The 10,847-nt window shown below is 68.6% G+C and carries 9 protein-coding genes and 2 rRNA genes (1 of these 11 cut by a window edge); 5 read left to right on the forward strand and 6 right to left on the reverse strand.

Features of this window, described 5'->3' with window-relative positions; translation table 11 throughout:
- Window positions 1-57: 57 nt before the first annotated feature.
- Together BUE42_RS27340 and BUE42_RS27345 are read right to left on the reverse strand one after the other, a co-directional pair.
- Window positions 58-978: a PA2778 family cysteine peptidase gene (locus tag BUE42_RS27340; protein ID WP_073468459.1), complete on the reverse strand. Its 921-nt coding sequence runs from the start codon at window positions 976-978 to the stop codon at window positions 58-60.
- A gap of 4 nt (window positions 979-982) precedes the next feature.
- Complete coding sequence (locus tag BUE42_RS27345) at window positions 983-1,390, reverse strand: PA2779 family protein (protein ID WP_073468451.1); 408 nt, start codon at window positions 1,388-1,390, stop codon at window positions 983-985.
- 166 nt (window positions 1,391-1,556) lie between these two features.
- Here BUE42_RS27345 and BUE42_RS27350 point away from each other — a divergent pair, with 166 nt between their 5' ends.
- Genes BUE42_RS27350 through BUE42_RS27365 form a run of 4 tightly spaced genes read left to right on the forward strand, consistent with a single transcriptional unit; the run spans window position 1,557 to window position 6,935 of the window.
- On the forward strand, window positions 1,557-2,771 hold the full coding sequence (locus BUE42_RS27350; protein WP_073468452.1) for a multidrug effflux MFS transporter: 1,215 nt from the start codon (window positions 1,557-1,559) through the stop codon (window positions 2,769-2,771).
- Window positions 2,772-2,795: 24 nt separating this feature from the next.
- Complete coding sequence (gene miaA, locus BUE42_RS27355; protein ID WP_073468453.1) at window positions 2,796-3,746, forward strand: tRNA (adenosine(37)-N6)-dimethylallyltransferase MiaA; 951 nt, start codon at window positions 2,796-2,798, stop codon at window positions 3,744-3,746.
- Entirely contained in the window at window positions 3,743-4,396 is a 654-nt protein-coding gene (locus BUE42_RS27360; protein WP_073468460.1) for an ABC transporter ATP-binding protein, read from the forward strand. The genes miaA and BUE42_RS27360 overlap by 4 nt, the downstream gene beginning before the upstream one ends.
- Before the next feature lie 4 nt (window positions 4,397-4,400).
- Entirely contained in the window at window positions 4,401-6,935 is a 2,535-nt protein-coding gene (locus BUE42_RS27365; RefSeq protein ID WP_073468454.1) for an FtsX-like permease family protein, read from the forward strand.
- 12 nt (window positions 6,936-6,947) lie between these two features.
- Here the strand turns inward: BUE42_RS27365 and BUE42_RS27370 are convergent, their stop codons facing one another.
- A complete protein-coding gene (locus tag BUE42_RS27370; RefSeq protein ID WP_073468455.1) occupies window positions 6,948-7,457 on the reverse strand; it encodes a YgjP-like metallopeptidase domain-containing protein in 510 nt (169 codons plus the stop codon).
- A 69-nt stretch (window positions 7,458-7,526) separates the two neighbouring features.
- Here BUE42_RS27370 and BUE42_RS27375 point away from each other — a divergent pair, with 69 nt between their 5' ends.
- The gene (locus tag BUE42_RS27375; protein ID WP_073468456.1) at window positions 7,527-8,093 is read left to right on the forward strand and encodes a DUF1415 domain-containing protein; all 567 of its coding nucleotides are present in this window, start codon (window positions 7,527-7,529) and stop codon (window positions 8,091-8,093) included.
- Between the two features lie 36 nt (window positions 8,094-8,129).
- Here the strand turns inward: BUE42_RS27375 and BUE42_RS27380 are convergent, their stop codons facing one another.
- The 3 genes from BUE42_RS27380 to BUE42_RS27390 form a co-directional block, all read right to left on the reverse strand.
- Window positions 8,130-8,795, reverse strand: a complete 666-nt coding sequence (locus tag BUE42_RS27380; protein WP_073468457.1) for a hypothetical protein — start codon at window positions 8,793-8,795, stop codon at window positions 8,130-8,132.
- A 199-nt stretch (window positions 8,796-8,994) separates the two neighbouring features.
- Window positions 8,995-9,107, reverse strand: a 5S ribosomal RNA gene (rrf, locus tag BUE42_RS27385).
- 197 nt (window positions 9,108-9,304) lie between these two features.
- Window positions 9,305-10,847 (reverse strand): 23S ribosomal RNA (locus BUE42_RS27390) (it continues 1,334 nt past the right edge of the window).

Here is a 10,847-nt window from a genome sequence, read left to right on the forward strand (position 1 = left end):
GCGACACCCTCGGGGGGACCCCCCATCTGAGTGAAGCGGCGCCCCCTGGAATGCGTGTCAGCGTGCGCTTTGCAACGCTTCGTCGAGCGCCTGCTGCGCCTGCGCCTGCCAGCGGTCCTGCAAGGCCAGCGCGGCGCGTGCGGCCTGCACCGCATCGTCGTGCCGGCCGAGCGCGATCAGCGTGTCGGACAGGTTGATCCACGCCGCGGCACTGCGGTGCTGTTCGGCCGCAGCACGGAACACCGCGGCGGCCTGCACCGGCTCGCCGGCGGCGCGCAGGCTGTTGCCCCAGCCGATCTGCAGGCTCAGCGCGCCCGGCCAGCGCTGCAGCGCCGAGGCAAACACGCCGGCCGCCACCGCCGGTGGCGCGCTGCGCTCGAAGCCGACGGCCGCCTCGATGGCCGTTTCTGCGCGTGCAGTGGCTGGCCACTCGCCCGGCGGCAGCGCGACGAAGGCCCAGAAGCCGGAGCGGCCCCAGGTGTGCTCGAAGGTCGACAAGGGCATGCGCTCGAGCGCGGTGCGGCCGGAGCGCAGCAGCAGCTCGCCGCGCGGCAGGTCGTGGCCGACGACGACCGCGTAGTGCCACAGCGGCACGAACGACAGGCCGAGGTTCTGCAGCACGACGATCGGGTGGCCGGCCGCCAGCTCGCGCAGCAGCGCATCGAGCTGGCCCGGGATGCGCGTCGCGACCGCGCCGTGGCGGCGCGCGCCGGCCAGCATCTCCGTCTGCAGGCTGCCGGCGCGCGCGGGCACGAAGACCTCGTCGGCGAGCGCCGCTGGATCGACCGCGATGCCGGCCGCGCCGAGCGCGGTGGCCAGCGCGGCCGGGCCGCACTGGTGGTCGGTCTGCGGGAAGAACGGCGTGGCGCGCAGTTCGACGACCGGCGGCAGGTCGGCGGGGGGATGCGCGCGCAGCGCGGCGGTCTGCACCGCGCAACCAGTCAAGAAGACGCTCAGCGCCACCAGCGCGGCGCGCATCACGTCAGCGGATCGGCCGCGTGAACGGAAACACCTTCGTGTAGCCGAGGATGTCGGTGATCAGCAGCAGCACCAGCACGAAGATCAGCGAGCCGACGACGTCGTTGGCGCCGGCCGGCGCGCGATCGATCTCGGCGCCCAGCTGCGCCGCCTCGGCGTCGCTCAGCGCGGCGACGCGCAGGCGGGCCTGGTCGAGGTCGACGCCGCGTTCGGCGAGCGCACGGGCGACGTCGTCGCGCTCCAGCGCCGCCAGCAGGCGCTCGCGCTGCGCGGCGCCGCTGACGATGCCTTCGCTTTCGGCGACCTGCTCGGTGCCGATCGTCAGCGCATGCGCCGGCGCGCCGGCCAGCGCGAGGCTTGCGGACAGCACGGCGGACAACACGACGGACGGAACGCGGGGGACGGGACGCATGCGGGGATCTCCGGCGGGGCAGGACGGCGCCGGTGGGCGCGACGGAGCCATCGTAGCAAGCCGGCCCGCCACGTGGGAGCCTGATAGGCTCGGGGTTTGCGCCGGTGCGCGTCGTGCCGCGCGCCCATTCCCCTTCATCCTGCCCGTGACCACTCCCCGCCATTCGATGAGCCCCGCCGTCGTGGTGCTCTCGCTGATCCTGCTGCTCGGGATCCAGCCGGTCACGACCGACCTGTACCTGCCGGCCCTGCCGATGCTGACGCGCGCGCTCGACGCGCCGGTGTCGGCGGCGCAGCTGACGCTGTCGGCGCTGATCATCTGCTTCGGCGTCGCGCAGCTGGTCTGCGGGCCGCTGGCCGACCGCTTCGGCCGCCGGCCGGTGTTGCTGGCGGGCCTGGCGCTGTACACCGTGGCCAGCGTGCTGAGCGCGCTGGCGCCGTCGATCGGCTGGCTCGTGTGGTGGCGCGCGCTGCAGGGCGCGGCGATGGCGGCGGCCGTGACTTGCGGGCGCTCGATCATCCGCGACCTGTATGCGCCGCACGAAGGCGCCCGCGTGATGTCGCGCGCGCTGACCGGCCTGGGCGTGATCGCGATGGCGAGCCCGGTGATCGGCGGGCTGCTCGCGCAGTACCTGGGCTGGCATGCGGCGCTGATGGCGCCGGCGGTGTTCGGCGCGCTGACGCTCGCCTTCATCGCGTCGCGCTTCGAGGAGACGGTGCCGGCGCGGAATGCCGGCGCGACCCAGCTCGGCCCGCTGCTGCGCAACTGGGGCAGCGTGCTGCGCCACCCGACCTTCCAGGCCTGGGCGGCGCTGTCGGCGTTCACGTATGGCGGGCTGTTCTTCCTGCTGGCTGGATCGTCGTTCGTGTTCATCGAGGTGCTGGGCACCTCGCGGGTGGGCTATGGCGTGATCATGCTGAGCAATTCGCTCGCGTACACGCTGGGCACGCTGCTGTGCCGGCGCCTGCTGGCCTCGCACGGGCTGCGCCGCGCGGTGGCGGTGGGCGGCGGCTTCACACTCGGCGGCGGCGTGACGATGGCGGCGCTCAGCCTGGCCGGCGTGCACGAGGTGTGGGCGATCGTGCTGCCGCAATGGCTTTATGCGGTTGGCCACGGCATCCACCAGCCCTGCGGGCAGGCCGGCGCGGTCGGCCCGTTTCCGGAGAAAGCCGGCACCGCGGCCTCGCTGTCGGGCTTCGGCATGACGCTCAGCGCGCTCGCGGTCGGGCTGTGGCTCGGCAAGCACCTGGACGGCACCGTGTACCCGCTGACGCTCGGCATCGGCGTGTGCAGCGTCGGCGTGGCGGCCGTCGCGTGGACGCTGGTGCAGCGGCATGGCGAGCCGCCGCGGCCGGCCGCTGCCGCCACGCAAGCCGCCTGAACAAACTCAAGACAAAGCTTTCCGATGACCGCATCCCTGAACTACCTCTGCCTCGCCGGCCCCACCGCTTCCGGCAAGACCGCCGCCTCGCTCGCGATCGCGCAGGCGCTGGCCGAACGCGGCAAGCCGGTCGAGATCATCAGCGTCGACTCGGCGCTGGTCTACCGCGGCATGGACATCGGCACCGCGAAGCCGAGCGCCGCCGAGCGCGCGGTGGTGCCGCACCACCTGATCGACATCATCGAACCGAGCGAGGCCTACTCGGCCGCACGCTTCGTCGTCGATGCCGAACGGCTGATCGCCGAGATCCGCGCGCGCGGCCACCTGCCGCTGCTGGTGGGCGGCACGATGCTCTATTTCAAGGCACTGTTCGAGGGCCTCGACGCGATGCCCGCCGCCGACCGCGCGGTGCGTGCCGCGCTCGAGGCACAGTGCGAGCGCGACGGCCTGCATGCGCTGTACCGCGAGCTGAAGCGCGTCGACCCCGTGACCGCCGCGCGGCTGAAGCCGGGCGACCAGCAGCGCATCCAGCGTGCGCTGGAGGTGTACCGCGTCAGCGGCCAGCCGATCTCGTCGTTCCACACCGAGAAGCCGGCGCGCGAGTTGCCGCCGCTGATCTCGCTGGAGCCGAGCGACCGCGCCTGGCTGCACCAGCGCATCGAAACGCGCTTCCACCAGATGCTGGAAGACGGCCTGGTCGACGAAGTGCGTGCGCTGGAGGCGCGTGGCGATCTCGATGCCGACATGCCGTCGATGCGCTGCGTGGGCTACCGGCAGACCTGGGAGGCGCTGGTCGAGGACGACCTCAGCGAGCTGCCGGAACGCGGCATCGCGGCGACGCGCCAGCTCGCGAAGCGGCAGATCACCTGGCTGCGCGGCATGCCGCAGCGGCAGGTGATCGCCTGCGATGCGCCGGACGCGATCGAACGCGCGGTGGCATGCGCTGTCGAGTGCGCAGCGCAGCTGGCGGCATGACGACGCTGCTCGAGGTGCGGGGCCTTGCCAAGCGCTATGGCGACACGCCGGTCTTCGCCGGGGTCGACCTGGCGCTCGCGGCCGGCGAGTTCGTCGCGGTGCTCGGCGAATCGGGCGTCGGCAAATCGAGCTTCCTGAACTGCCTGGCCGGCCTCGACACGGTGGACGCCGGCTCGGTCCACATCGCCGGCACCGAGATCACCGCGCTCGACGACACGCAGCAGGCGCTGTTCCGCCGCGCCCACCTCGGCTTCGTGTTCCAGGCCTTCCATGTGCTGCCGCACCTCAGCGTGGCGCAGAACGTCGGGCTGCCGCTGCTGCTGCAGCACCGGCCCGACGAGGCGCGTGTGGAGGCACTGCTGAAAGCGGTCGGCCTCGACGGGCTCGGGCCGCGGCTGCCGCAGACCTTGTCCGGCGGGCAGCTGCAGCGCGTCGCGATCGCCCGCGCGCTGGTGCACCGGCCGCAGCTGATCCTGGCCGACGAGCCGACCGGCAACCTCGACCCGGCCACCGCCGAGCGGGTGATGGACCTGCTGTCGGCGCAGGTGCGCGAGCAAGGCGCCGCCTGCGTGCTGGTGACGCACTCGCGCACCGCGGCGGCCCGCGCCGATCGCGTGCTGACGCTGACGTCGACCGGCATGGGCGCCTGACACCGTGCTGTCGCTGCTGCGCCACCTGTCCTGGCCCGAGCTGCGGCACCACCCGTGGCGCAACCTGGCCGCGCTGCTGGCGGTGATGCTCGGGGTCGCGCTCGCGTTCTCGGTGCAGCTGATCAACCAGTCGGCGCTCGGCGAGTTCAGCTCGGCGGTGCGGGCCGTCAACGGCGAGCCGGATTTCGAACTGCGCAGCCAGCGCGGCGGCTTCGACGAAGGGCTGTACGGCCGCGTCGCGACCTGGCCGCAGGTGGCGATCGCCAGCCCGATCGTCGAGCTCGACACCTACGCCTTCGATGCGCAGGGGCAACGCGTGCCGCTGCATGTGGTCGGCGTCGATGCGCTGGTGGCCGGGCCGCTGTCGCCGGCGTTGATGCCGCGGCCCGAAGCGCGGGCGGATGCGGGTGCGGACAGCGATGCGGACCGCTTCGCGGTGCTGGCGGCCGATTCGGTCTTCCTGAACGCCCAGGCGCAGCAACAGCTCGGGCACCCGCACAGCGTGCGCCTGCAGACGACGGCGGGCAGCGTCGAGCTGCCGGTGCGCGGCAGCGTCGGCGCCAACGGACCGGCACTCGCGGTGATGGACATCGCCGGCGCGCAATCCACCTTCGGCTGGCTGGGCCGGCTCAGCCGCATCGACGTGCGTCTTGCGCCCGGCGTCGACCGCGAGGCGGTGCTGCGCGCGCTGGCACTGCCTGAGGGCGTGCGCGCCGCATCGCCGGACGAGGCGGCGCAGCGCGTCTCGAACGTGTCGCGCGCCTACCGCGTGAACCTGACGGTGCTGGCGCTGGTGGCGCTGTTCACCGGCGCCTTCCTGGTGTTCTCGATCCTGTCACTGTCGGTCGCGAAGCGGCAGCCTCAACTCGCGTTGCTGGGGGTTCTTGGCCTCGGCGGGCGCGAGCGGCTGCAGCTGGTGCTGGCCGAGTCAGCGCTGCTCGGGGTCGCCGGCAGCGTGCTCGGGCTGGCCCTCGGCACCGGGCTCGCGGCCTTGGCGCTGCGGCTGCTGGCCGGGGACCTGGGCGGCGGCTACTTTCCGGGCGTCGCACCGCACCTGCAGTTCAGCGCGCTGGCGGCCCTGGCATATGGCGGCTTGGGCGTAGCGGCCGCGCTGGTCGGAGGCTGGCTGCCGGCGCGGGCCGCGCAGCAACTGGCGCCCGCGCTGGCGCTGAAGGGGCTGGGCACGCAGCAGGGCCGCGCGGCGCGCTGGCCGGGGCCGGCCTTGCTGGCGGCGGGGGTCGGGCTCGCTTTGCTGCCGCCGATCGCCGAGATCCCGCTCGCCGCGTATCTCTCGGTCGCCTGCCTGCTGCTGGGCGGCATCGCCTGCGTGCCGGTCGGCGTCGCGGCGCTGCTGTCGCTGCTGAAGCCGTCGACGCGGCCGCTGGCGCTGCTGGCCATCGAGCGCGCACGCCACCAGCGCAACACCGCGACGATCGCGGTGGCCGGCGTCGTCGCGAGCCTGAGCCTGGCGGTCGCACTGACGGTGATGGTCGCGAGCTTCCGCGATGCCGTCACGCAATGGCTGGACACCGTATTGCCGGCCGACCTCTACCTGCGCGCGGCGGCCGGCCCCGGCGGCAACGATGTGGTGACGCTGCCACCGCAACTGCTGCAGCGCGCGGCGGCGGTCGGCGGCGTGCTGCGCGTCGAATCGCAGCGGGTGTCGGTGGTGCAGTTGGATCCGCAGCGGCCGGGCGTCGTGCTGATCTCGCGGTCGTTGTCGCAACCCGAGAAGGAGTTGCCGCTGGTCGGCGAGTTGCTACCGCTGCCGGCGGGCGAGCGCGCCGCCTACGTCAGCGAGGCCATGGTGAGCCTGTACGGCGCGGCACCGGGCACGCGCCTCGACCTGCCGCTGCCGAACGGGCAGCGCGCGCGGCTGTTCGTGCGGGGCGTGTGGCGCGACTATGCGCGCCAGCATGGCGCCGTCACGCTGCCATCGGCCGACTACCAGCAGCTGACCGGCGACACGCAGGTCAACGACATGGCGCTGTGGCTGGCGCCGGGCACCGATGCCGCGGCGGTGCAGGCGGCGCTGCGGGCCGCGGCGCAGGCGAGCGGGCTCGACGGGCGGCTGCTGGAGTTCGCGTCGCCGGGCGAGATCCGCGCGCTCTCGCTGCGCATCTTCGACCGCAGCTTCGCGGTCACCTACTGGCTGCAGGCGGTCGCGATCGCGATCGGGCTGTTCGGCATCGCCGCGAGCTTCTCGGCGCAGGTGCTGGCGCGGCGCAAGGAGTTCGGGCTGCTGGCCCACCTCGGGCTGACGCGCCGGCAGGTGCTGGCGGTGGTGTCGATCGAAGGCGCGGTGTGGACCGCGGCGGGCGCGCTGCTCGGGCTGCTGCTGGGGCTGGCGGTCAGCGTCGTGCTGGTGAAGGTCGTCAATCCGCAGAGTTTTCACTGGACGATGGACCTGCTGCTGCCGTGGGGGCGGCTCGCGGCCTTGTGCCTGGCGGTGGTCGCCGCGGGCACGCTGACGGCCTGGTTGTCGGCCCGCAGCGCGGCCGGGCGGCAGATGGCGCTGGCCGTCAAGGAAGACTGGTGACGGCGCTGCGAGTCAAGTCTCTCGCGAGGCCTGCGATTCGCGCCAGGTGAGGTAGACGCGCAGGTCGAACTCGAGCTGGTGGTAGTCGGGCGCCATGTGGGTGCACAGCTGGTAGAAGGCCTTGTCGTGCGCGCGCTCCTTCAGGTGAGCGAGCTCGTGCACCACGATCATCTTCAGGAAGTCGGCTGGTCCGGTGCGGAACAGGCCGGCGATGCGGATCTCGCGCTTGGCCTTCAGCTGGCCGCCCTGCACGCGCGAGGTCATCGTGTGCAGGCCGAGCGCGTGCTCGACGACCTGCAGCTTGTTGTCGAACACCACCTTGCTGAGCGGCGGCGAGCTGCGCATGAAGCGGTTCTTCAGCGCCATCGTGTAGTCGTACAGCGCGCCGTCGGTGCGGACCTCGTGCAGGTCGGTGTAGCGCGACGACAGCCGCTCGCCGAGCGTGCCGGCGTCGAGCAGGTCGCGCACTTGCGCTTGCAGGGGCTCGGGGTAGCCGGTCAGGTATTTCAGCGGCGGGGGCATGGGGGCTGTTCAGGCTGGCAAGGCGCGCAGTGTGCCAGCACTGTCGTGTGCAGCGGCGACAATCGCCGGATGAACATCGATGCAGAGGCCGTAGCGGCCGAAACCCGCGCATGGGTCAACCGCGCCGTCGTCGGGCTGAACCTGTGCCCGTTCGCGAAGGCAGTGCAGGTCAAGGACCAGATCCGCTATGTGGTCAGCAATGCGACTGACGAAGAAGTGCTGCTCACGGTGCTGTGCGACGAGATGCAGCGCCTGATCGACACGCCTGCCGACGAGATCGAGACCACCTTGCTGATCCATCCCGGCGTGCTGGGCGACTTCGAAGCGTTCAACGACTTTCTCGGCATTGCCGAGGCGGCGGTCGACGACATGGGGCTGGAAGGCGTGTTGCAGGTCGCCGCCTTCCACCCCGATTTCCAGTTCGGCGGCACCGAGCCCGACGACATCACGAACGCCACCAACCGCTCGCCCTGGCCCACGCTGCACCTGCTGCGTGAGGAGAGCATCACACGCGCTGTCGACAGCTCCCCGAACCCGGACAGCATCTACGAAACCAACATGCGGACGATGGAGACGCTCGGCGCAGCCGGGTGGCTGGCGCTGCAACAGGCTTGCAAGCGCGACGCGAAGGGGTGAGCGTCGCGCCGTGAACAGGACGGCCCGCTTGGACGCTCAGTTGGTGGCGAAGCAGTAGAAGAGGCCGGCACCGCCGGTCGCCTTCAAGGCGTCCGGGCTGCAGCCGCGCGACGGGTGCGACGAGTTCCAGGACTTGGCGGGCGCTTGCTCGTCGAGGCCGGTGCGGTCGTGATGGCCGACGATCGCCGAGCCCTCGCCGCTCTGCGTCCAGCTGCCGCAGGTGAGGTTCTTGTCGCCGGTCGCGACGCGGCCGTCCGGGGTCGAGCCGGTCAGCATGTCGTGCAGGTTGGGTGTGTCGCCTCGGCCGTTGATCACATCACCCTTCTCGGTCAGGGCGGTCTGCTTGGTGAGGGCGTTCGCGCCGTGCAGCTCGTCGACGCTGTTGGCGATCACGACGCCGCGGGCGTTCTTCCACGGGCCCTTGCCGATGCGATCGCGCGCATTCACCGGCGTTGTGCCACCAGACGCATCGGCGCTGAGGTAGGCGCGCCAGTCCCTGTCGCCGGCACCGACGGCCGTCGCGAGCGCCTTGCAGTACTGGTCCGCACCGGCCAGGCCGCCGAGGTCGGCCCCCTTGCCGGGATTCGCGCTGGTGACAAAGAAGCTCATCGGACTCTGGGGGGATGGCTTGCTCACGCAAGCGGCGAGCATCGCGGCTGCGGCAATGCATCCCAGGGCCATCCAATGGCGGGCGACGGTCATGGCTCGTCCTCGGTGAAGTTGTTGGAGCGCAGCAGGGTAATGCATGACCTGGCGAGCAGCAATGCGGGTAATGCTTGGAAGCAAACTCGCCCGCGATGCGTATACCGCAGTTCAACTATTTCCACTCAACCGATTCCCGTTGCCCCAAAAGCGAAACCCCCGTCACCTTGGGAGGAGACGGGGGTTGGCTTTATTAATAGCCTGACGATGTCCTACTTTCACACGGGAACCCGCACTATCATCGGCGCTGAGGCGTTTCACTGTCCTGTTCGGGATGGGAAGGAGTGGGACCACCTCGCTATGGTCATCAGGCTTAACTTGTTGCCGCCGAGCACCTGTGGGGTGCTTTGCGACCAATTGGTAGAGTCGAAGCTTCGTGGAATTGAACCACGCAAGCGGAATCAGCGGTGGTCTTTCGACCGGTGAACTTGATTGCGTCCAAGGATATTCGTTGGAAGAACTGCACAACGCTTGTCCTCAGACAGCTTTGATCGTTGGATCAAAGTTATAGGGTCAAGCCTCACGAGCAATTAGTACTGGTTAGCTTAACGCATTACTGCGCTTCCACACCCAGCCTATCAACGTCCTGGTCTCGAACGACTCTTCAGGGGGCTCAAGGCCCCGGCAAGACTCATCTTGAGACGAGTTTCCCGCTTAGATGCTTTCAGCGGTTATCTCTTCCGCACATAGCTACTCGGCGATGCCACTGGCGTGACAACCGATACACCAGAGGTGCGTCCACTCCGGTCCTCTCGTACTAGGAGCAGGCTCTCTCAATCTTGCAGCGCCCACGGAAGATAGGGACCAAACTGTCTCACGACGTTTTAAACCCAGCTCACGTACCTCTTTAAATGGCGAACAGCCATACCCTTGGGACCGGCTACAGCCCCAGGATGAGATGAGCCGACATCGAGGTGCCAAACACCGCCGTCGATATGAACTCTTGGGCGGTATCAGCCTGTTATCCCCAGAGTACCTTTTATCCGTTGAGCGATGGCCCTTCCATACAGAACCACCGGATCACTTTGTCCTACTTTCGTACCTGCTCGACTTGTCAGTCTCGCAGTCAAGCACGCTTATGCCAATGCACTATCAGCACGATTTCCGACCGTGCCTAGCGTACCTTCGAACTCCTCCGTTACGCTTTGGGAGGAGACCGCCCCAGTCAAACTGCCCACCATACACTGTCCCCAACCCGGATAACGGGCCAAGGTTAGAACCTCAAACACACCAGGGTGGTATTTCAACGTTGGCTCCACGACACCTAGCGGCACCGCTTCAAAGCCTCCCACCTATCCTACACAGATCTGTTCAAAGTCCAATGTAAAGCTACAGTAAAGGTTCATGGGGTCTTTCCGTCTTTCCGCGGGGAGATTGCATCATCACAAACATTTCAACTTCGCTGAGTCTCTGGAGGAGACAGTGTGGCCATCGTTACGCCATTCGTGCAGGTCGGAACTTACCCGACAAGGAATTTCGCTACCTTAGGACCGTTATAGTTACGGCCGCCGTTTACTGGGACTTCAGTCAAGAGCTTGCACCCCATCATTTAATCTTCCAGCACCGGGCAGGCGTCACACCCTATACGTCGACTTTCGTCTTTGCAGAGTGCTGTGTTTTTAATAAACAGTCGCAGCCACCGATTCTCTGCGGCCTCATTGGGCTCCCCAAGTAAATGGTTCACCTACTAAAGGCACACCTTCTTCCGAAGTTACGGTGTCAATTTGCCGAGTTCCTTCTCCAGAGTTCTCTCAAGCGCCTTAGAATACTCATCTCGCGCACCAGTGTCGGTTTGCGGTACGGTCGTATGTAGCTGGAGCTTAGTGGCTTTTCCTGGAAGCAGGGTATCACTCACTTCAGCGGCAAGCCGCCTCGTTATCACGCCTCATCTAAGCTGCCCGGATTTGCCTAGGCAGCACGACTACACGCTTGAACCGGGACATCCAACACCCGGCTGAGCTAACCTTCTCCGTCCCCACATCGCACTACATATCGGTACAGGAATATTGACCTGTTTCCCATCAGCTACGCATCTCTGCCTCGCCTTAGGGG

The organism is Rhizobacter sp. OV335 (genome assembly GCF_900142965.1).
GTDB lineage: Bacteria > Pseudomonadota > Gammaproteobacteria > Burkholderiales > Burkholderiaceae_C > Rhizobacter.